Here is a 20,782-nt window from a genome sequence, read left to right on the forward strand (position 1 = left end):
CGCCTAACCTTATTCCTACCGGTAAGTATACATAGAAAAAGACAGTGCTCACACTGTCCTCCGTCATCCATTCCTGCTCTACCCATGACTGAAGTCATGTTTGTTCTGCTGTCCGTTCTATACGACGTTGTGACGGATCGCATAGATCGCTACCTGTGTACGATCACGCAATTCGAGCTTCTCCATCAATTGACTCATATGATTTTTGACCGTGCCGACCGACAAGCCTAGTTCTTCGGAAATTTCCCGGTTGCTGCGGCCCTCCCCAACAAGTCTCAAGATATCCATCTCGCGGGGTGTAATGGCGGAATCGACTGTCTTCTCTTCCTCCGAACGATGAAGCAGCCGCGGGATCACCTTGGCCGCAACATGATCCTGCAGCGACAGTCCGCCTGACATGCAGCTGCGAATGGAACGAATCAACGCATCGGGTTCGGCATCCTTTAGCATATATCCGCTCGCTCCGATCTTCAAAGCCTCAAGCGCATACTCGTCATCGTTAAACGTCGTCAGCATGAGAACCTTACGATCCGGCCACCGCTTCCGGATCATTCGTCCGGCTTCCAAGCCATTCATGACCGGCATCTGGATATCGAGAATAACCAGATCGAATCGATTCCGCTCGTTCTGTTCCACCGCTTCCCGCCCATTGCCGGCTTCGCCGGTCACGCGCAGCTCATCATCCGTCTCGATCATCATCTTCAAACCATGACGTACCATCGCTTGATCCTCGGCAAGTAAAATTCTGATCATCTGGTTGTCTCCTCTACGCTGGATGTAAGGTTCAGCGGCAATGTGCCGCTGACGATAAACCGTTCATGATTCGAGATCACCTCAAGCCGTCCATGGTTATTCTCGATTCGTTCCCGCATCGATTTGAAGCCGAAGCCCTCCTGGAATGGAGCATGGGCTGCGCCTGGATTCGAGATCTCGAAGCGGAACACGCTGCCGCCCGGCGCTTCGAACATGACCTCAGCCTCCCGGGACCTGCTGTGCTTCATAATATTCGTTAACGCCTCTTGGACGACACGGTATACCGCAATGGATTGATTGTTCGTTAATGGAGCGGACAGCGCCCCGTGCTTCACGGCAAAGTGGATTTTAATCACGCTCTCCGCTTCAAGCTTGCGAATTAATCTCATGATGGCAGGCAGTCCGCCTGGCTCATGATCCTGTAATGCCTTGACCGCGCTTCTCGTTTCCTGCAAGCTCTCCCGCGCCAGCTCCCTCAGATTCCGAACTTGAACCTCCGACTCCGCATCCGTCTGCATGCGAAATACTTCCAGCTGCATCATTAAGGCCGTCAGCTTATGTCCGACTGAATCATGAATATCCTGGCCAACCCGCGCACGCTCCTCTTGACGGGCCAATTCCTCATCGGATGCCATACGCCTTTTCATTTTGCGATATTCGCCTAATAGCGCCTCGTTTCGTGCGGCAGCATCCACTGCTTGCTGCCAGACAATGCGATAGACGGTGAAAGCAAGCGTTAGCAGCACCGCATATAAACCGATATAGACGGCAGGCAGATTGGGATAATCCGCGAGTGAGGGAGCATAGGCGCCTAATGTCAGAAAGAAGCCGACGATACAGGCATGAATAACCGGTAATCGATAGACTGCTTTCCCCGCAAGCAGTGACAGCACCAAGAATGTATATGGATTGACGGTCCCATCCATGTCCGGCCATAGAACGCTGACAGCAAGTATCGAAGCAAAGATCAGATTGATCGTCAGAAGAACCGGTTTTGTTCGCAGTAGAGGAGATATGAAGAAGGCTGCGAAGAAAGTGGCGGTGCCCAGCATTCTCCATGGCATCATCCGTGTCTCCAGCGGTAGATGCAGCAGACCACAAATCCAAATGAGGATTAATAGAGATAGCCATATCCAAAACGTGTGCATATTGATCTCCTTAACCACGGTAGTGTACGCTTCCATAATATCAAACAAAAAGGGTGTTTATCTATCAAACTGCCATATTCTACAGATGTATGCGTAAAAAAGAGGTTTTAGGAAAAGAATCGAATATCCTTTGCCAAACATAAAGAACCCGTAGAAGAATCAACGGAATTGATTCTTCTACGGGTTCCTTTTCTCATATCAAATCACTTAGGGTCTGATCCACATACATGTACATGGATAACGTTTATGATTTATTTTTCCCATAATGTCTATATCCTACTGAAGCTGGGGCTTGCACAATAGATTTTTGCTTTTCCGTAAGCAAATCCATCCGCTCCTGCGATCTTTGGAAGGCTGCCCACGAAATCATCGCCGGCGCATATTTGAAAAGCAATGATCTGCGTTGGTGTGAAGCTTTCCAAGTATAGGTACCGTGGGTCAGCGCCTCGGTAAAAATGAGCACATCTCCCGCTTTTTGCGAAATATGAACAGTAGGTCCGGTTTCAGAGTAGTCTACGAATTCTTTGGGAGTTCTGTAATTTGATTTATGACTGCCGGGGATGCAGCAGAAACCACCGTCCTGATCGCCAATATCCGACAGCGCATAGGAAACGACTGTAAGGCCGCTATACATCCTCTCATTTTTAAATATATAATATTGACCCGGATCGTAAGGAACCCCGCCGCCATGAAGTCCAAACAATGAATCTCCTTTTTGATGAATGATGGAATATTCATGATCCAGCCGATACTCCTCCTGGAGAATCTCGGTCAGATATGGCTCAATAGTTGGATCGTCAATCAGATTACGAAATGCCGGCTCTTCCCATAATACCTTCTTCTCATCGATTGCCCGGTTCAGTATAGTGAGCTGCTCCTGGGACAATACATTCTCAATAACTATGTAACCTTGTAAATCAAATAAATATTTTTCCTTTTCGTTCATCCTAACCACCTCCTGTACTTCTCAACAAGCAATAAATTATACTCAAGATCAGGATTATTTATACTAGTAATAGAGTAGTTGATTCGATCTAATCGCCCTCTATAAGGAAGAGAAGCTGTCCCGGTAAAAAACACCACCCAAGTTTCCGATGACTTGAGCGGTGCGGAATTATTCAAGTGTTCCCGGTTACTTCAGCTTCGACATGCGCTTGTTCATCTCTTGAAGCATCTCTAACTGGTAACGACGTTCGTTCGAGCCCAAGATCGTGTTTTCGGGCTGGTTCGGAAGATCGTAAACCCATACTGCTGTCAGGGGCACCTGTGCTTTCTCGATTTCATTCATATAGCTCTCGAAGACCGGTCTTCCGGTTTCCTCTGGGCCGCTCACGCCGATTTCTCCGATAAACAGCGGCTGCTTCGCCTCTGCCGATGCTTCCATCATCAGCGGGACCAATACTTTCGGGTCATCTGGAGCACCGAAACGCGCTTCACCAGGATAATAATGGACGGTCAGCATGGAGTATGGCAGCGGATTCTGATCCTTCAAGATGGTCTTGAAGTTTTCCTTCGTATCCTGTCCCCATGAATTTTGTTCGCGTTGATGCCAAGCCGATGGACGAGGCAATGCATTCCCTGTCAGGATAATGCGGCTCGAATCGATCCCCTGAACGGTCTTCGCAAATTCCGCCTGCAGCGTGGCCATCGTTTCGCTCGTCACGTCATCCTTCTCGGACCGCTCAGTTGGCGTCCCAAGTTCAGGCACGACTGGAGGTCTTGCATCCTTCGCATTGGGCAGGTCCACCTGAAGGTTGAACTCATTGCCTAGCTCCCAGCCCCAAATCGCAGGCGAATCCTTATATCTCGTGACGACCTCGGTTACGTAAGTGCGCATCATGTCCATCGTTTTACTGTTTACGTCGCCCCAAGCGTTCCTTGGCTCCTTCATCAGATCGGGCCATGAAGTCTCTGCCCAGATAAAAGAAGGGATGAGCCCAACACCCGCTTCCTCAGCCGCTTTAACAACATCGTCCATCAGCTGGTAATACTTCTCGCGGTCATCAAAATACATCTTGAAGCTTACCGGCCAATAAGGACTCGCGGCAAACCGGACAAACGGGATACCGAAGCTGCCGATTTCCTTTAATCCCTCTGCATAACTCTTGTCCTCCGGATCGTCCATGGTGCGGTTAAACAAGCTGAAAAAGTTAAGTCCCACGCCATGATACGGCTTGCCGTCACGAATCAATATTCCTTCTTCGTTCACGCTCAGTCCCATTGCATCCGGCTCCTTATCCAGAAGTGAGCAGCCTGAAAGCACAAGCAGCAATACAAGCAATCCAGCCATAGCGCTGATACTTAATCGTCTCATCTTCTTCTTGACCCTCCGATTCGCAATAAACAATACCATTCTCTCTACACCAATCAACAAACCGTGCTGCCCGCATGGGTTCGACAACTATACGCCTACCTCATCGGCTTGAAAGCCTTGGGGAAGCAGAGCAATCTTCTCCAGCCAAGACTTATACTGCTCGTAAGAGAAGCCCGGTGTACCCTGCAAGTAATGATTGCCATATTCGATACCATCGATTTCCCAGCGGATCAGGAGCAGACGCTGCTGGCTGCGAGGCGCGCGGATCGCGCCCAGATCGCCAAGTCCATTCGCTTCAATCTCGAACGGCCCCTCAAGCAAGGTCTCGCTGCTGTCCGCATCCCATACCCGGAACGTTCCATTGGCCGCCTGATTGCTGTCATTGCCGACTTTGACTCGAATATGCCAGCTATCCGGCTCATCGACCATTATGCAAATCGGCTGCTGGGCGCGTTTGATATAGTGATAGGCCAGTTTTTTGCTGTAATAATAGTCTACGACCGCGTCGGAGAATTGCGGCCAGCCGTCTATCAGATTCCACCAGAGCACCCCTGTCGTATGCCACTTGCGCATGCGGACGCGCTCGATGAAATACTTCTTAGCTTCAGCCTGCGATATTTGCGAAGCGATAATGAAGTCCTCGATACGTTCCGGATACTGGCCGAACAGCTCATTAATCTGATCTGCCATCAGCTGGACACGGTAACGGAAGGCTGAATCCGGTCCGCGAACCGGAGCCGTCGCATGCGTTACCCACTGCTCATTGTCTTTCCACGGCCATACATGCTCTTCTTCAATGTATTTGCGAATCGAGGATAGACTCGTACAGCCGTGGTAGCCCATCTCTCCGGCAAAATGCGACCTTGCCATGGAATAGAAGCTGCTCTTGAAGTAATCGCGCGCGCCCCATAGATGACGTTCCGGGTAAGCGTCCTCATTCTTCAGACGGTACGCTTCCGGGGATATGTAAGGCGAGCTTGGCACATATGGGCGGTAAGGATCATGCTGGAACAATACATCCGGAAGAACCTTTCGCGTGAGTACATTATCATTCGGGTCAAGCCCCGTATATACAAAGCTGTCATCGCATTCGTTATCTCCACACCAGATCGCAAGCGACGGGTGATTGCGCAGCTTGCGCACGATAACTTCCGCTTCCTTCCGAAGAGCCTCTTGGAATGCAGGGTCCTGCGGATACATGGCGCAAGCCATGGCGAAATCCTGCCAGACGAGAATTCCGTTCCGATCACATAGATCGAAGAAATCATGATCCTCGTAGACGCTGCCGCCCCAGCAGCGGAGCATGTTGCAGTTCAAATCGACGGCCAAGTCGATTGCTTCGGCCACCCGGTCCGCATCCTTACTGTGGAACATGTCGAGCGGCACCCAGTTCGAGCCTTTAATCAAGATCGGAACGCCGTTCACCTTGAACATGAACTGGCCCGGATGCTCTATCGTAGATATATCCGTGCGAATGAGCTCAACGGTACGAATCCCGATGTGATCCACTCGCGTATCGAGTACTTCCTCTCCGCTGAGAAGCTCGGTCGTCACTTCATACAGCGCTGCTTCTCCGTAACCCCTTGGCCACCACAGCGAGGGATTCGGAATGGCGAAGCGAAGATGGCCGTAAGTAAATCGCAGCGGATAGGTTTGCTCATACCGCGAGCTGCCGCAAACGGCCGTTATTTTGAGCTGCAAATTGCGCAATCGGCGCGGCTCTGCCCGCATTTGGTAGAACAGCTGCACAACCGCATGCCGTTCGGTTGCTTCTACCGTGGTGAAGTACAAATCATCGATCTCATTCGCTTCATGCACAACAAGCTCGACGGATCGCCATAAGCCTGCTGATACCGCGCGCGGCATAATGTCCCAGCCATACATATGAGGCGCTTTGCGAATCCATAGCTGCTCATAGTTCGTCTGCATCGCGCGGCTCGAAGGATCATATCGCTTCGACATCGCCTCGATGACTGCCGATCGAATGCGAATCGTCAGCTTATGCTTCTGTCCCTGCTTGATCCGGCCGCTCACATCGAAGCGATGCTCAATGAGCATATTGTCCGAATGACCGATCAGCTCATTATCCAGCCAATACGCTGCCATGCAATCGACACCGTGGAAAATCAGCTCGATGCGCCGGCTGCCGATCGGCACGTCCACTTGAAGCTCCCGCTCATACCACCACTCGTAGGTCTCATATTGTTGAAGCTCGTAAATATTGTCACCCACATACGGATCCGGCAATAATCCGGCTTCGACGAGATCCAGCTCCACGTTGCCTGGGACCTGGCCTGCGATCGGCTGCATAGAAAACGTTTGCAATTGCGCCGGCTCAGAGATCTGGTGCTCCCCCTGCGGAAAGTAGTATAACGTCCATTGACCATCAAGGTCGATTGTTCGGGTCATATATGAAGTAAGCCCCCTGTCTGGATGATCAGAAGCGGTTAACGCTCCTTTCATCAGTATAGGGGGCTAGGCCTTCGTTTTCTTACCCTTAGTTCGGAAAAAGCTATCTTTATTTCGGCAGCTCTTTTGTCTCCGACGAAGATCAAGGCTTCAGGAGTAAAATAAGCCATGCAGCCGTTTACACGAAAATAAATCAACTGGTAAATCACTTACTCCCCCCTTACTCCATTTCATGTAGATCCGTTCCTTAAAGCCTTTTATTCTGGAAAGTTTCTCCTGTTTCCGCTCGTAAATGTCAAATCCAAGATTTTTGTACATCTGTAACGCAACTACATTCGTATCGACAACCTCCAGGATATAATGGCGGTAGGGCAGTTCTTGCATCACATGCTTGAACAACGCAGTCGAAACCCCCTTACCGCGCGCTCTTTCCGATGTGGCGACACATTCGATATAACCCGTATCGTCTTCATAAGGCAATACAGCATTAAATTCTTTATCTAACGTAAGGTAGGCCATACTTCCCATAAGGAAACCAAACGCTTCTTTCAAGGAAGGTTTATCAATAGCCATCGCCGGCTGCCGATTATTGGAACAGGCCAGTATACCGACAATCTCACCGTCCACCTCCGCGACATAGAACACATCCGGGCAAAACAGATTGCAAAAGGCGGCTTTCAACTTCGTTCTATCTTTGGTGAAAAAGGACAGATTTCGATAATAACCATCCACGAACACATCCGCCACGTCATCTCGAATATCATGATCGTAATCCGCCATTCGTTTAATCTGGATCATCCCGCTACCCCCTCAAGAGCTCCTCATAAAGTAATAAATATGGCCGTCATATAACCAATCATTCCTCCAACCAAACAATCCAGCGGGTAATGATAGCCCCAATACACGCGCGAGACAGCAACCAAGATCGCAAGACCGGTCAAGATCATTGAGACGGCAGGCGTTGAAGCAAGCATGAGCGGGGTAAGTAGAGCAAATATAGCGGTTGTATGGCCGGAGGGGAACGAATAGTCTTTCAAAGGGAATTTACCTACTCTCACGTGGTTCATCTTGCGATAAGGCCGAGCTCTGCGCACGTTTTTCTTTATGATCACAGTAATGATGTGGCTAATTGTCAAGGCGATCAAGCTTTCAAGCCCTGCCTCGCTGAACTCTCCCTTGGCGAACCCTATTAGGAACACCGCGAACAGAATCGTAAACGAAGCTCCGCCCAAATGCGTTAACCAACCGAACAACCAGTCTAGCGACGGTCTGCTCAGCCGCTGATTGCACCACAACAATAAGGAGTGATCCATTCGTTTGATCCACTGCATAAATTTCACGCTCCTTCGACCACTATCGGAACAACTTTAGTTTGAATGATTCATTCAAAATTAAAATTAAAAAAGAAACTGAATTATTTCTTTACCATTCTGCTGTTATTTCTTTTAATGCCATGATACCTGATCCAATTACAAAAACAAACGTACTCAAGTATAGGTCAAACTCCGTCTCAAGACGGAGCATTATGTATGCCTCTGATACGCTCATTTTGATGAGTGCATTAACATAAATGACTGCTCGCTCTTGTTAGAAAAACGAAAAGTAATGGATAAATATGATTAAAAGACTACTTTATGTATAAAATAATAAGATGATTTAATGGACTGATCTAGATCTATAATGCGTAATGAATAAATTTAACGGTGTGAGCCAGTCGTTTCATTATAATAAGCAGAATGTGGTGAATTAAATGGACGCAACTAACTATATTAGAGTGATGACCTATGGTATTCGACACGGAAAAGGCATGGATGGGCGAACCAGTTTACGACACATAGCAGAAGACATTGCGGAAGCTAATCCGGATGTTGTTTCCCTGCAGGGAGTTGACCGATTTTTACCTCGCAGCGGCTTTCAAGATCAGGTAAACAGATTGGCCAAACAACTCGGGATGTATTCCTGCTTCTCTCCCAGTGTGAACCTTCTCATCGTCCAATACGGTAATGCCATTCTAAGCCGCTATCCGATTATTTCAAAAGAAATTAAGTATCTTGGCGGGTCCATAGAGCGAAGGAGTATTCTCATAGCGAGACTGCAAATACGAGGAGAAACGGTCACCGTACTAAATACCCATCTGGGAGTAAATACGAAGTCACGAATGAAGCAGGTCCCGATTCTTTGTGACGTTTTAAACAAGCTGGAACAGCCTGCGATCTTAGCTGGGGATTTTAATATGGAGATGGACGACGCTTTGATGAAACAAATGAACTCTCGTTGGCAAAAAATCGAGTTACAGAACACGCGTCCTACCGTAGAGAATGGGGGAGAGATCGATCATATATTTGTAAACATGATGATCGAAGAGGCCGAAGCCTGGGTACAGCCTTCGGCCTCTTCGGATCATAATCCGGTTATTGCACAGTTTCGCTGGAGATCAGATAATTAACACGTTATATATTGACACAATATCCCTTATTTATGACACCAAAAGTTTCACCGCACCACCATGATCAACGGCCTTGTCCACCTTGATTTTGCTATTTTAATTGAGCGGCTTGGTCGATGTATCTTTCTACAATGCTGTCCTCGAACTGATGCGGCAGAGCTACTTTGCCCCCGTATTTGGAGGTGTGGTAGATGGCCATCATCACTTGGTACGACAGCATCGAATGCTCAAGATCACAGATATGGCCGGCTTCGGGATCCGACACATATCCTTCAATGGAATCCATATAAGTGACCAATGCGCCCATGTAGCTGTCTTCCCAGCTCGATTTCTGGACCACATGCTGATGTGTTGTATAATTTCTTAGTTCGAGCTTCTGGTTAAGATCAATCTTCAGATGTCCCTCGGAACCGTATACGTCAATGCCAATATGGTAGAACGGATTTGTTTCTCCCGGAATGGACCTGGCGAACGCCCCGCATTCGAAGATAGCACGCACCCCATTATCGAAAAGCACGGTCGCCATCGATTCATCCGGTGCGATGATGGAAGAGCTGTCCTTCCCTTCATAGGCTCCCGTTTGACCCATCACCCAGCTAACAGGGTTGAAATCATTAAAAAACATGACCATATCAATGAGATGCGAGCCTTGCTCCATAATGTTCACTTTCGTGGAGGCCCGAATAAACTCAATTTCACCAATGGCTCCGTCTTGTAACCATTTGCGGGCTGTGCTCCATGCCGGTAAATATTTATGCTGATGGTTGACGAGCACTAATTTCTGATTTGCTTTGCAAATCTCCGCGATCTCGTAAGCTTCAGAAGGTGTAAGCGCTAATGGTTTTTCGATATTGATGAGCTTGACGCTGGGAAACTGGACAGCCACTTTCACCAATTCAAGCCGAGCATCTGCGCTGCTGACAATATCGACCACGTCAGGGCTCGTATCCTGCAGTAATTGTGCTAAGTTCAAGGAACGGTGCGGGATCATATATTGGTCAGCAAGCTGATTTAGACGGTCTACATTAGAATGTCCGCAAATCCCCACTAACTCGATTCGATCGCATTCTTGGTACGCTTTGGCATGGGCATCTGCCCAGCCTTTCGTTCCGACAAGCACGGCTTTCAACTTCATACTGGCATGTCTCCTCCCTATAACAGCTATACGGGCTCAGATCCTCTGAATAACCGCGCCTGCTGGAAATCTGTTAAATTTCGAGTTTAACATAGCATTTCGCGATTCGCTTCGTCAATCCTAATGTGAAGGCGTATCTTCGGCGGTTTTCTTCGGGTTAAACTCGCTACGGAGTGAATCCAGTGTTACAACGATAGCTTTACTATAGAGGACGATGAGCGCATAAGAATTAAAATTATTGGCGATTATCTATTTTTAGTGGCGCATCTAGGATTCCACGGAATCACCTAAGGACAATTTCATACCTTCGTGACTATCCACGAATCCTAGACGTTCATAGAATCGATGGGCATCTTTGCGTTTTTTATCCGTTGTTAGTTGAACCAGTCCGCAGCCATACGCCTTTGCTGAATCGATGGCATGACGAACGATTGCCTCTCCAATACCGTTACTGCGATATTGCTTGTCCACTCGAACACCATCGATTTGAGCACGCGTCATTCCTAATCGCGCAAGTCCCGGTATGAATGTAAGCTGAAGACAGCCAATTACCTCTTCTTTTTCTACAGCAACAATTATCGAATTTCCTGCCTGCTTTTGGATTTCTGAGAAAGCATCTATATAGGCTTGGGGTAATGGAAGTTCATATCGTTCTCGGCTTACACCCAGCTCATCATCAACCAATAGCCGTACAATCCCTTCAAGATCATGCCGCAATGCCGATCTTATCTCCATATTTCTCACTCCCTATTATTCAACACGCCTAGGACTATACTTCGCTTTTCAATGAACAATCACCTGCCATCATGATTTGGTTAGGGAGGATCAGCACTTAGCGAGCCTAAGAGCATGGAGGATTGCGGGAACGCACCGAGAAAAGAGCTGCTTAAAGATCTCAGCGTTGCTTTTGCCATTCACGATCAAGATTTTATTCTGGCGAATGTTACGGATGATATCACCCTTGAATATTGCCGGTGAGAAACTTATCCAAGGAAAAGATGAATTCGCAGAAGTTCTGCATCAGAAGATGAATCGGAAAGCAGTGGAGTTGCATCTGAAGACAATCATCAGGCATGGGAGTTCTGCCGCTGTAGAGGGTATTTTATGCGTTGACAACCATATAAGCTACGCTTTCTGCTAGGTATACCTTTTCAGCCGTGCAGGCAAGCATGCCACAATAAAACAAATAACCTCGTATGTAATCGAAATAATCCCCTAACGCTTCAAGAAGCGTAGGCCAATGACATTGATTAAGTATCTCGGTGACAAACACCCAATCAACCAAGAACAGCCATGCATAACTTACAAGGTACCACAACACAAGGAGGTGCAAGAAAATATGTCTGGATATGTTGGTGGAGCCTTCACAAACGTAGGGTCGATCTTGGTACTCTTCATCTTGTTGGTGATTATCGCTTGTAGCTGCGGGATATTTGGCGGTTTCTAATTAATTCCGATGTAAATTCCGTACAGGGAGACTCTATAGTGCCTTCATATATCTCCTGAAAGACCCGCCCGGTCTGCGGATCTTTTACATTGAATACTCAAAGGCTATTGACATGGAATAATCGTCTCTGTAACAAACACCCAATCATACTACAATAGTCGTGCATAAAATAAAGGGTACCCTGCAGGCAAGGAGGTGCATTCAAAAATGTCCGGATATGTTGGTGGAGCTTTCACAAACACAGGAACGATCCTGGTACTTTTTATCTTGTTGGTGATTATTGCTTGCAGCTGCATGCGCTTCTAGTCGCAGCGAAGTAACCTTCAAGTGACCTCCTATACGTGGACTGTCATGATTCCTCCCTCCCCCCAAAAAAGACCCGAACTACACCGCGGGTCTTTTTTCTTTGTCTTGCCTTGATATAAAGGCATGTTCCTCCCCGCCAAGTCATTTTCTTCGTACGATGTCTTGCTTGCTGTCGTTGACGATCAATTGAAAGACATCCGGACGGCTGTAATGCCCGACTGCATCAAAATCAAACCGGCTCTGTGTGATCAAGGAGAGGTCCAGCGTTGAAATCAGAATCCCTTCCTGTTCATAGAGCGGCTCAACGATATAGTCGCCTAGCGGCCCTACAATAGCGCTGCCCCCTCGGCTTAGAGTATCGGCATCGTCCTGGATGTCCTCATAACAAGCCAAATCAGTCGGATAGGAAGCTTTCGTCGCAAACTGATTGCAAGAAATAACGTAACAGCGGCCTTCACAAGCGATATGACGGATCGTCGACTGCCACGTATCGCGGGCATCAGCCGTTGGAGCAAGATAAATGTCAATGCCTTGCGCATACATAGCCGTCCGCGCCAGCGGCATATAATTTTCCCAACATATCAATCCGCCGATTCTGCCGAAAGGTGTATCGATAACGGTAAGCGTACTTCCGTCGCCTTGTCCCCATAAGAGACGTTCGGAACCTGTTGGAACAAGCTTTCTATGCTTGCCCAGAAGCTCCCCGTCCGGACCTATATATACCATCGAATTGAATAACGTCCCCGTACTGAAATCCTGGTCACGCTCCACAACGCCGATCACCAGATAAACGCCAAGCTCTCTAGCCAGTTCGCCAAAAATCCGGGTCTCGGCCCCTGGGATGGCGATGGAGCTTTCCCAGTAGCGTTCCCAATCTCTTCTCCCGTCCACCGTACGGCTTCCAACACGGGCACCAAAGCTTAAACCCCGGGGATACCCCGGCAAGAATACCTCGGGAAACACAATCAATTCGGCTCCTTGCCCGGCCGCCTCTCTCGACATGCTCTCAATCTTGTCCATGGCGGATTGTTTATCGAACAAAATAGGTGCGTCTTGAACGACAGCTACTGTCAGTTGACGTTTCTTCATTTCATCATCCCTCCTTGCGGCGATGCCTGTACATCGTGAAGCGCATCGAATTCCGACTTAAACACTATGATATAAGAAAACGCACATTAGCGAACCATCCAAAGTGGAAGGAAATTCAACCATCCACTTGCAACCTATGACTACCATCCAAATTCATCGAATGGATAAACTATTGTCATGGTTAAGATGAAAACCGAATCTATATTTATGAGAATCAGTGGTAAAATAAACGATACAGTCATGTTTTATTTGCTAACCGAGGATGTGTAATCAAATCATGTGGAAACCGGATCGCCAGAGCAAAGAACCCATATACGTACAAATTGCCGATCATTTGGAACGAAGAATTTCATACGGCGAATTTCCGCCGGGCAGCCTGCTGCCATCCGAAAGAAAATTATCGGAACAACTAAGCGTCAACCGAAGTACCGTCATTCTGGCTTTCGCAGAGCTTCGATCGATGGGCATCATCGAGAGTCGGACAGGCAGCGGAACGCGTGTAAGTAAAACCATTTGGGGAGCTACGCCCAAGCATACGCCGAACTGGAGCCGGTATGCCGAAGGCGGCAGCTTTCTGCCGAATTTGCCTTTTATGCGGAGGATCCGTGAAGCGCTCACCCAGCAGCCATCCCTGATTGATTTCGCCAGCGGCGAGCTGTCAGCCGACTTGGCTCCAATCGATGAAATAACGATGCTGATGAGCGAGCATAAATACACCTCTTATTTGGGCTACGATAACCCGCAAGGTTATATCCCGCTCAGGCAAGCGCTTGTTTCGTATCTGGCGAAATATCGGGGCATTCAAACGACCGAATCGTCCATTCTGATCACGTCCGGCTCCCAGCAATCCTTATATCTCATTACACAATGTTTATTGTCCCCTGGTGACGCCGTTGCGATTGAAGATCCTTCATACTGTTACTCCTTGCCGATGTTTCAATCAGCCGGGCTCCGGTTGTTCCGGCTCCCCGTAGACCGCCATGGAGTCCGTCCCGAGGATGTTCGCTCCTTGTATAAGAAGCATCGCATCAAGATGGTATTTATGAATCCGAATTTTCAGAATCCAACGGGTACGGTGTTTGAAGCCGAACGGCGCAAACAGCTGCTCGACGTGGCAAGCGAATTGGGGCTGCCAATTGTGGAAGACGACCCGTTCAGCTTGACCGCGTATGAAGGAGAACCCCCGTCACCCATTAAATCCATGGATTCGATCGGCTCCGTTCTATATATCGGTTCCTTCTCCAAAATCGCCGCTTCCGGCCTGCGAATTGGGTGGATGGTCGCCCCTCGCACCATTGTAGAGAGGCTGGCGGATGCACGGCAGCAGATGGATTTCGGACTTAGCGTGATTCCACAGCAGGTAGCCGCACAGTTTTTGAAATCGTCCTATTTTGAGCCTCATCTGGACCGCTTGCGGATGCAGTTGAAATTTAAGCAAGACCTGCTCATCGAGTCCTTAAGAAGGGAGCTTCCCGACCACGTCCAATTTACCGTTCCTCAGGGCGGACTGCATTTGTGGTGCAAGCTGGTTCCAGAGGTCCATGACGGCAAGCTGCTTGAAGAAGCTATCCGTCGAGGAGTTGTATTCGTACCGGGAAGTGTGTATGGTTCGGATTCCGGTTACGTTCGATTTACGTATGCACGAGCAAAGGCGGATGAAATCGGCCCCGGGATCGCGAAATTTGCTGAAGCCCTGCGAGAGCTGATTGGCGAATCTAACGGGCCGCGATGATCCCATTAATTAGAGAAACCGCCGAGTATAGATACCTCCGCGGTTTCTTCCATCTATGAAATGAATCGTACACAACGGTTGGCCCTCTTCAGGTCAGCCGTTTATTTCGTTATTACCTACTGCTGCAGCGATTTAGCATCTCTGATTATTTTATCATAAGGAGTATCCTGCATCCCATCGTACTTCGCCACAACCGTACCCGAGGGGTCGACCAAGAAGAATGAAGTACCGTGAATGACCTGATCGGAAGATGTATCCTTGACTAAGACAGACTTGAACGAATTCAGCACAAATGTTTTGATCTCGTCGAATTCATAGCCGGTCAACACTTGCCAATTCGAGAAATCGGCGTCAAATTTAGTCAGGTACGTCTTTAACGCCTCCGGATCGTCCCGCTCGGGATCGACAGAGAACGAGACCAGCTCCGCTTCAACGCCCGCTGATTTCAAACGTTCCTGCAGCATGGACATATTAGCCGTCATCGTCGGACATACCGTTGCGCAGTAGGTGAACACAAAGTTCGCAATCCAGACCTTCCCCTTCAAATCAGACAAAGACACAGGGTCCCCATTCTGATTCACGGCATCCAATGGGTCAACTTGATAATGGAGTTGATTCGGCTTGCTGCTTCCGCATGCGGCAGTAAGGACAATCAACACACCAATGAACACGTACAAGACCGCCTTTCTCACCGTAAACGCTCCTTCGTCTATTTATTGTTAGAGAGCCATTGCGCCAAAGCCTCGATTTCCGCGGCAGTTAACTTCTTCTTGAAAGACGGCATGCCTCTAGCGCCATCTTGAATAAGCCCAAACAGCTGCTCCTCCGACAATTTAGAACCAATCTCCTGCAGCCCCGGACCCACTCTTCCGCTCAGGTCGGCAGCATGGCAGGAGAGGCAGGATTGTTTATACAAAGCTATTGCTTCGACATCCCCGGGGCTATTTGCTCCCGCTTCTAATTCTTGAGTGTTTCCTTCTGAGCTGCATGCCGTTAATACCAGGACGATGATCATACTTAGAAAAAAAGAATAAACTTTCATTTTCAAAGCTTTCTCCTCCCTCCTCATGAAACATAGAGCCGCTCTCCTAACCACCTACAATGAGTTCCTTTTGGGGCATAACATGCATGTCTCTGGCCGTAACGTGAGCAATCACATAGTAAGTGCCATCACCCGGAAATATCGTTTTGATGCGATATACACCATCTTGCCAATGAGCTGCGGTTATCGTTTTATGTTGTTCCTCATCCTTCTTCCAAATTTCAAACTTGACTTCCTGTGCATCTGTAACGTTCTCCGAGCCCTGCGTCACATGCGCATCAATCAAGATGGCTCTTCCAGGCTGCAGCGTTTCTTGAACGGGCTTCACCTCAACTTGAATCAACTTGGAACCTTCAGCGTTATCGGAAGATGAATTGGAACAGGCCGTAATCAGCAAGAGGCAAGAAGCCCCGACAACCAGCAATAAAAATTTTTTCACTATAACTGCCTCCACATTCAAATTTAGATGAAACGTCCTGCGGTATTACATTCATGATTGATAGACATGGCCATCAAGCCATCCCTCATTACCAATGGAATAGAGGAGAACCTGATCATGTGGCCACCGTATTGTAGAGCATGATCCACATGGAGCCGAGCACGATAACGAGCAGTATGACCAGGCCCAGAATTAATGTCACCAGATTGTATCGCGGCTTCTTTTCCTCCCGCAGATGCATGAAAAAAATCAGTTGAACGACGAGCTGCAGCACAGCTGCCATCATCAGAACGATGCTGCTGGCCGCCCCCTCCAACCAGCCGTTCATGACGATCGCAACTGGAATGATCGTCAATACGATGGAGAACAGAAATCCGAGCGTATAGGATTTCAAGGAGCCATGCAGCCCTGCCGCTTGCGGGTTCGTCCCTTCATGCTGCGTCATCTAGCTCACCCCCATCAAGTAGACAATCGTAAAGACAAAGATCCAGATCACATCAAGGAAATGCCAGAACAGGCTGATTACATTCACTTTACGTTTCGTGACAGGCGTAATGCCATGCTTCGCGAGCTGAATAATAAGTGCGATCATCCAGACCAAGCCCAGCGATACATGGAGCCCATGAGTGCCGACCAGCGTGAAGAAGGCCGATAGAAAAGCGCTTGTGCCTATGGTAGCTCCCTCATGCACCAGATGAATAAATTCCCTTACTTCCAGCACAATGAACGTCGCGCCGAGCAAAGCCGTGACACTGAGCCAACCCATCAAGGCTTGACGATTTCCCTTATGCATAGCCAGCACGGCGAGACCGCTCGTAAAGCTGCTCGTTAATAGAATAAACGTGCTCGTAATAATGCCGCCCATCTGGAACAGTTCTTCAGGTCCCGGTCCGCCATTGGTATTGCCTCGAAGGACGATATAAGCGGCAAACAAAGTGCCGAATAGAATAACGTCGGTCATCAGATAAATCCAGAACCCGAATGTACGAAGCTCCTCCGGATCCGGATGGTTATCGTGAGCGGCGGAATGCGATTCAGTATGATAGGCATGTCCGGAACCATTGTGCTCAGCCATTAGTTGGGCACCTCCCTTATCGCAGCTTCCGTGCGTTTAATTTCATCAACGGAAATATAATAATCGTTGTCATAGTTAAAGGAATGAACAAGCATGCACACCGCTACGCCAACCAATCCCGCTATAATTAACCACAGCCATTGAAATACAAATCCAAAGCCGGCGGCGAACCAGAACATCGACATGACAAAAGGAATCCCGGAATTCTTAGGCATGTGAATCGGCTCAAGCGCCGGCGGGACGGACGATGATTGACCATTGTCTCTAAGAAGCTTCTCCTCCCACCATTCATCTTGAGCGGTAACCTGAGGCAGCGTTGCAAAGTTATACAGCGGTGCAGGAGAAGGGATCGACCATTCCAGCGTGCGTCCATTCCATGGATCGCCCGTTCTATCCTTTCTAAGATGCTTGACGCTGTATACGATCTGCCACACTTGAACCACGAAGGCGATTCCCATCAAGCCCGCACCAATGGTAGAGACCAGATTCATTTCCCACCAGCCCTTGTCCCATCCGTACGTCGCGACCCGTCTTGTCATGCCCATTAAACCAAGCGCATATTGCGGCATAAAGCACAGGTAGAATCCGATATTCCACAGCCAGAACGCCCATTTTCCAATCCGCTCATGGAGCTTGAAGCCGAATAGTTTGGGCCACCAATAATACAAACCGGCGAAGTAGCCGAACACCACGCCGCCAATGATGACGTGATGAAAGTGGGCAACAAGGAAATAACTGTTGTGGAATTGAAAATCAGCCGGAGCGACCGATAATAAAACCCCTGTCATTCCACCCGTGACAAAGCACGGAATAAAGCCGATTGTCCAGAGCATGGGCGTCTCGAAGGTGATTTTGCCCCGGAACATTGTAAACAGCCAGTTGAACACCTTAGCGCCGGTTGGTATCGCGATCAGCATGGTCGTTAAGGCGAAGAACGCATTGACATCCGCTCCGGAGCCCATCGTAAAGAAGTGATGCGCCCATACGAGGAACGATAAAATACTGATAATCATCATGGCGTACACCATCGATTTATAACCGAATAGCTTCTTCTTCGCAAAGGTGGATACGATTTCCGAGAAGATACCGAATGCGGGAAGGACGATAATATAAACCTCAGGGTGCCCCCACATCCAGATCAGATTGATATACATCATCGGATTGCCGCCGCCGTCCAAGGTGAAGAAATGCGCACCCGCATATCGGTCCAAAAACAGCAGCGCCAGTGTTGCGGTCAGAATGGGAAAAGAAAAAATAATCGCGATACAGCTGGATAAAACCGACCACGGGAACATCGGCATCTTCATCAGCTTCATACCGGGAGCGCGCATCTTCAGAATCGTCACAATAAAGTTGATACCGGTCATGAGACTGCCGATTCCTGAAATCTGTATGCCCCATATATAGAAGTCCTGTCCAGGACCCGGGTTATGCATCAGCCCTGAATAGGGCGGATAAGCCAGCCAGCCTGCATCCGGCGATCCCCCGATGACAAAAGACAGGTTGAACAGCATGGCTCCCGAGAAGAAAAGCCAGAAGCTGAGCGCATTCAGAAACGGGAAGGCCACATCGCGCGCGCCAATTTGCAGCGGCACGATCACGTTGAATAATCCGAACATGAACGGCATCGCCATAAATAAAATCATAATTACGCCATGCGTGGTAAAGATCTGGTTATAATGATCCGGCGTCAGAAATTCCATCTCCGGCACAACCAGCTGCGCCCGCATCAGCAGGGCATCCACGCCACCCCGGAACAGCATGAGGAAAGAAGCGAGAATGTACATGATGCCGATCTTTTTATGATCGACGCTCGTTAACCATTCCCTCCAGAGCCAGCCCCATTTTTTAAAATAGGTCATGACGAACACAATCGAAATCGCAGCTAAGACAATACTAACGTCTGCCCCGTAAATTAACGGATCGCCCGTTACAAAAAAATCCGAGGCGAAGCTTTTCACCTTTTCCCACATGGATGTTTCTCTCCTTACGTCTTCATTGCGAAGTCTTTACTCCTCGATCTGAACTTTCTGTATGTCCTCCCAAGACAAGCCGTGATTATGCGAGGACGCATACTTGGTTACCGTCATCTCAAACAAGCCTTCCGGGAAAGCGGAGAACGTTCGAATATCAGAGGCGGCAGGCTCTGACAACCGTTTGTAGCCGTCAAGGGTCAACACGGGGGATGAAGCCTTCACTTCACTCACCCATTGTTCAAATTCATCCTGCGGAGCTGCATGGACATCAAAATACATCTTGGTGAAATCCTTTCCGGTAAAATTCGCACCCGAGCCCCAATATGCTCCCTGCTCATCCGCCTGCAAATAAAGCGTCATGGCCATCCCCGACATCGCGTACATCTGACCGCCAAGCTGGGGAATCCAGAACGAATTCATCGGAGAATCGGCGGTAATCTCAAACCGGATCGGCACATCCTCCGGGAATTTGACGTAATTCACGGTTGCGATCCCCTGCTCCGGGTATTGGAACAGCCACTTCCAATCCAGCGAAGTCACTTGGATGGTCATCGGTTTCTTATCCGACACGAGGGGCTTGGACGGTTCAAGGGCGTAGGTGCCCTTCACGGTAATAATAGCCAGGATCGTAATAATGACGATCGGAATCCCCCACCAGATGACTTCCAGCTTCGTGCTGTGCTCCCAGCCTGGCGTATATTTCGCTTTTCTGCCTTTCCTGTCGCGATAGCGCCAAATGATAATCGCCGTAAGAATCAGAACGGGTACAATGACTATGGAAGTCAATACCGTTGAGATGATGATTAAATCTCGCTGCTGCTCTGCGATCGGGCCTTTCGGATCAAGTACCACAAATTTCTCCGTACATCCGGTGGTCGTCAAGATCAGCAGCAACAGCATGGGCAAGGATGCCGCCCAGCGGACTGCTTTGGACGCTTTCATGTTCTCATCTCCTATTCGCCTTGCAAGGGTACTTGATGAATCATGTCCTACTTTAAGGGTGGATGGTACAGGTGTCACCAGCCACTAACCAATTGAAAAACCCGACCATGTTCAATAAATAGATACAAATGCGACAAACTTTAGCCACATGGATAAATGGCTAGGTAAGCTAGCCTGAGCAGAAGTTGTGGAGGAGCTGAGCGCGCGCCAACTAAGGCAAGCATTGACCGATGCCAGCGAGCTTCCCTGGCCTACCCCGCAGCTGTAACGCCGGAAAACGGCCTTACGGCCTCGACTTGCGCTTCGAACACTCGCCGTAAGACCGAATTGGGGTCTTACAGCAGCTCGTTTCTCTGACTGCCGCGTTATTCCGCTGCTGTAAGGCCGGAAAACGGCCTTACGGCCTCGACTTGCGCTTCGAACACTCGCCGTAAGACCGAATTGGGGTCTTACAGCAGCTCGTTTCTCTGACTGCCGCGTTATTCCGCTGCTGTAACGCCGGAAAACGGCCTTACGGACTCGACTTGCG

At 48.8% G+C, this 20,782-nt stretch carries 20 protein-coding genes; 3 read left to right on the forward strand and 17 right to left on the reverse strand.

Annotation, left to right across the window (positions count from 1 at the left end; genetic code table 11):
- Window positions 1-117 precede the first annotated feature (117 nt).
- The 7 genes from NNL21_RS15970 to NNL21_RS16000 all read right to left on the reverse strand — a co-directional run bounded on the left by NNL21_RS15970 (window position 118) and on the right by NNL21_RS16000 (window position 7,955).
- The gene (locus NNL21_RS15970; RefSeq protein WP_204818255.1) at window positions 118-753 is read right to left on the reverse strand and encodes a response regulator; all 636 of its coding nucleotides are present in this window, start codon (window positions 751-753) and stop codon (window positions 118-120) included.
- Window positions 750-1,820 (reverse strand): sensor histidine kinase, encoded by a 1,071-nt coding sequence (locus NNL21_RS15975; RefSeq protein WP_256555277.1) that lies wholly within the window; start codon window positions 1,818-1,820, stop codon window positions 750-752. Before NNL21_RS15975 ends, NNL21_RS15970 begins: the two co-directional genes overlap by 4 nt.
- 325 nt (window positions 1,821-2,145) lie before the next feature.
- Entirely contained in the window at window positions 2,146-2,847 is a 702-nt protein-coding gene (locus NNL21_RS15980) for a phytanoyl-CoA dioxygenase family protein (protein WP_204818257.1), read from the reverse strand.
- A gap of 186 nt (window positions 2,848-3,033) precedes the next feature.
- Complete coding sequence (locus NNL21_RS15985; RefSeq protein ID WP_204818258.1) at window positions 3,034-4,215, reverse strand: cellulase family glycosylhydrolase; 1,182 nt, start codon at window positions 4,213-4,215, stop codon at window positions 3,034-3,036.
- Between the two features lie 87 nt (window positions 4,216-4,302).
- Window positions 4,303-6,624 (reverse strand): glycoside hydrolase family 2 protein, encoded by a 2,322-nt coding sequence (locus tag NNL21_RS15990; protein WP_204818259.1) that lies wholly within the window; start codon window positions 6,622-6,624, stop codon window positions 4,303-4,305.
- Window positions 6,625-6,774: 150 nt separating this feature from the next.
- Complete coding sequence (locus NNL21_RS15995; RefSeq protein WP_204818260.1) at window positions 6,775-7,422, reverse strand: GNAT family N-acetyltransferase; 648 nt, start codon at window positions 7,420-7,422, stop codon at window positions 6,775-6,777.
- Between the two features lie 23 nt (window positions 7,423-7,445).
- On the reverse strand, window positions 7,446-7,955 hold the full coding sequence (locus NNL21_RS16000; RefSeq protein ID WP_204818261.1) for a phosphatase PAP2 family protein: 510 nt from the start codon (window positions 7,953-7,955) through the stop codon (window positions 7,446-7,448).
- Between the two features lie 419 nt (window positions 7,956-8,374).
- Between NNL21_RS16000 and NNL21_RS16005 the strand changes: the two genes are divergently transcribed.
- On the forward strand, window positions 8,375-9,070 hold the full coding sequence (locus NNL21_RS16005; RefSeq protein WP_204818262.1) for an endonuclease/exonuclease/phosphatase family protein: 696 nt from the start codon (window positions 8,375-8,377) through the stop codon (window positions 9,068-9,070).
- A gap of 91 nt (window positions 9,071-9,161) precedes the next feature.
- On the opposite strand, the gene NNL21_RS16010 is transcribed toward NNL21_RS16005, so the two are convergent.
- Together NNL21_RS16010 and NNL21_RS16015 are read right to left on the reverse strand one after the other, a co-directional pair.
- Window positions 9,162-10,205, reverse strand: coding sequence for a Gfo/Idh/MocA family protein (locus NNL21_RS16010; RefSeq protein WP_204818263.1), 1,044 nt, complete (start codon window positions 10,203-10,205; stop codon window positions 9,162-9,164).
- A 267-nt stretch (window positions 10,206-10,472) separates the two neighbouring features.
- On the reverse strand, window positions 10,473-10,940 hold the full coding sequence (locus NNL21_RS16015) for a GNAT family N-acetyltransferase (RefSeq protein ID WP_204818264.1): 468 nt from the start codon (window positions 10,938-10,940) through the stop codon (window positions 10,473-10,475).
- Window positions 10,941-11,859: 919 nt separating this feature from the next.
- On the opposite strand from NNL21_RS16015, the gene yjcZ reads away from it, so the two are divergent.
- Window positions 11,860-11,958 (forward strand): sporulation protein YjcZ, encoded by a 99-nt coding sequence (gene yjcZ / locus NNL21_RS16020; protein WP_256555278.1) that lies wholly within the window; start codon window positions 11,860-11,862, stop codon window positions 11,956-11,958.
- Window positions 11,959-12,099: 141 nt separating this feature from the next.
- Here yjcZ and NNL21_RS16025 read toward each other — a convergent pair whose 3' ends face one another.
- Complete coding sequence (locus tag NNL21_RS16025) at window positions 12,100-13,047, reverse strand: carbon-nitrogen hydrolase family protein (protein ID WP_204818265.1); 948 nt, start codon at window positions 13,045-13,047, stop codon at window positions 12,100-12,102.
- 277 nt (window positions 13,048-13,324) lie between these two features.
- Here NNL21_RS16025 and pdxR point away from each other — a divergent pair, with 277 nt between their 5' ends.
- Window positions 13,325-14,779, forward strand: a complete 1,455-nt coding sequence (gene pdxR, locus NNL21_RS16030) for a MocR-like pyridoxine biosynthesis transcription factor PdxR (RefSeq protein ID WP_204818266.1) — start codon at window positions 13,325-13,327, stop codon at window positions 14,777-14,779.
- Between the two features lie 116 nt (window positions 14,780-14,895).
- On the opposite strand, the gene NNL21_RS16035 is transcribed toward pdxR, so the two are convergent.
- From NNL21_RS16035 to cyoA, 7 genes are all read right to left on the reverse strand, one after another.
- Window positions 14,896-15,471 carry an SCO family protein gene (locus tag NNL21_RS16035; RefSeq protein WP_204818267.1) on the reverse strand — a complete coding sequence of 192 codons (576 nt, stop codon included), beginning with the start codon at window positions 15,469-15,471 and terminating at the stop codon, window positions 14,896-14,898.
- 17 nt (window positions 15,472-15,488) lie between these two features.
- Window positions 15,489-15,821: a c-type cytochrome gene (locus NNL21_RS16040; RefSeq protein WP_256555303.1), complete on the reverse strand. Its 333-nt coding sequence runs from the start codon at window positions 15,819-15,821 to the stop codon at window positions 15,489-15,491.
- Between the two features lie 46 nt (window positions 15,822-15,867).
- Window positions 15,868-16,260 carry a FixH family protein gene (locus NNL21_RS16045; RefSeq protein ID WP_204818269.1) on the reverse strand — a complete coding sequence of 131 codons (393 nt, stop codon included), beginning with the start codon at window positions 16,258-16,260 and terminating at the stop codon, window positions 15,868-15,870.
- Window positions 16,261-16,375: 115 nt separating this feature from the next.
- Window positions 16,376-16,705: a cytochrome o ubiquinol oxidase subunit IV gene (cyoD, locus tag NNL21_RS16050; RefSeq protein WP_204818270.1), complete on the reverse strand. Its 330-nt coding sequence runs from the start codon at window positions 16,703-16,705 to the stop codon at window positions 16,376-16,378.
- Window positions 16,706-17,335, reverse strand: a complete 630-nt coding sequence (cyoC, locus tag NNL21_RS16055; protein ID WP_204818271.1) for a cytochrome o ubiquinol oxidase subunit III — start codon at window positions 17,333-17,335, stop codon at window positions 16,706-16,708.
- Window positions 17,335-19,308 (reverse strand): cbb3-type cytochrome c oxidase subunit I, encoded by a 1,974-nt coding sequence (locus NNL21_RS16060; RefSeq protein ID WP_204818272.1) that lies wholly within the window; start codon window positions 19,306-19,308, stop codon window positions 17,335-17,337. Before NNL21_RS16060 ends, cyoC begins: the two co-directional genes overlap by 1 nt.
- Before the next feature lie 36 nt (window positions 19,309-19,344).
- The gene (cyoA, locus tag NNL21_RS16065; protein ID WP_204818273.1) at window positions 19,345-20,253 is read right to left on the reverse strand and encodes a ubiquinol oxidase subunit II; all 909 of its coding nucleotides are present in this window, start codon (window positions 20,251-20,253) and stop codon (window positions 19,345-19,347) included.
- Window positions 20,254-20,782: the final 529 nt, after the last annotated feature.

The sequence above is a fragment of the Paenibacillus mendelii genome, assembly GCF_024498075.1.
In the GTDB taxonomy this organism is placed as follows: Bacteria; Bacillota; Bacilli; order Paenibacillales; family Paenibacillaceae; genus Paenibacillus_Z; species Paenibacillus_Z mendelii.

Excerpts from the sequence above, each read along its gene's own strand:
- NNL21_RS15970 (WP_204818255.1), bottom strand. The coding sequence starts at position 753 with ATGATCAGAATTTTACTTGCCGAGGATCAAGCGATGGTACGTCATGGT.
- NNL21_RS15975 (WP_256555277.1), bottom strand. The coding sequence starts at position 1,820 with ATGATGCCATGGAGAATGCTGGGCACCGCCACTTTCTTCGCAGCCTTC.
- NNL21_RS15980 (WP_204818257.1), bottom strand. The coding sequence starts at position 2,847 with ATGAACGAAAAGGAAAAATATTTATTTGATTTACAAGGTTACATAGTT.
- NNL21_RS15985 (WP_204818258.1), bottom strand. The coding sequence starts at position 4,215 with ATGAGACGATTAAGTATCAGCGCTATGGCTGGATTGCTTGTATTGCTG.
- NNL21_RS15990 (WP_204818259.1), bottom strand. The coding sequence starts at position 6,624 with ATGACCCGAACAATCGACCTTGATGGTCAATGGACGTTATACTACTTT.
- NNL21_RS15995 (WP_204818260.1), bottom strand. The coding sequence starts at position 7,422 with ATGATCCAGATTAAACGAATGGCGGATTACGATCATGATATTCGAGAT.
- NNL21_RS16000 (WP_204818261.1), bottom strand. The coding sequence starts at position 7,955 with ATGCAGTGGATCAAACGAATGGATCACTCCTTATTGTTGTGGTGCAAT.
- NNL21_RS16005 (WP_204818262.1), top strand. The coding sequence starts at position 8,375 with ATGGACGCAACTAACTATATTAGAGTGATGACCTATGGTATTCGACAC.
- NNL21_RS16010 (WP_204818263.1), bottom strand. The coding sequence starts at position 10,205 with ATGAAGTTGAAAGCCGTGCTTGTCGGAACGAAAGGCTGGGCAGATGCC.
- NNL21_RS16015 (WP_204818264.1), bottom strand. The coding sequence starts at position 10,940 with ATGGAGATAAGATCGGCATTGCGGCATGATCTTGAAGGGATTGTACGG.
- yjcZ (WP_256555278.1), top strand. The coding sequence starts at position 11,860 with ATGTCCGGATATGTTGGTGGAGCTTTCACAAACACAGGAACGATCCTG.
- NNL21_RS16025 (WP_204818265.1), bottom strand. The coding sequence starts at position 13,047 with ATGAAGAAACGTCAACTGACAGTAGCTGTCGTTCAAGACGCACCTATT.
- pdxR (WP_204818266.1), top strand. The coding sequence starts at position 13,325 with ATGTGGAAACCGGATCGCCAGAGCAAAGAACCCATATACGTACAAATT.
- NNL21_RS16040 (WP_256555303.1), bottom strand. The coding sequence starts at position 15,821 with ATGAAAGTTTATTCTTTTTTTCTAAGTATGATCATCGTCCTGGTATTA.
- cyoD (WP_204818270.1), bottom strand. The coding sequence starts at position 16,705 with ATGACGCAGCATGAAGGGACGAACCCGCAAGCGGCAGGGCTGCATGGC.
- cyoC (WP_204818271.1), bottom strand. The coding sequence starts at position 17,335 with ATGGCTGAGCACAATGGTTCCGGACATGCCTATCATACTGAATCGCAT.
- NNL21_RS16060 (WP_204818272.1), bottom strand. The coding sequence starts at position 19,308 with ATGTGGGAAAAGGTGAAAAGCTTCGCCTCGGATTTTTTTGTAACGGGC.
- cyoA (WP_204818273.1), bottom strand. The coding sequence starts at position 20,253 with ATGAAAGCGTCCAAAGCAGTCCGCTGGGCGGCATCCTTGCCCATGCTG.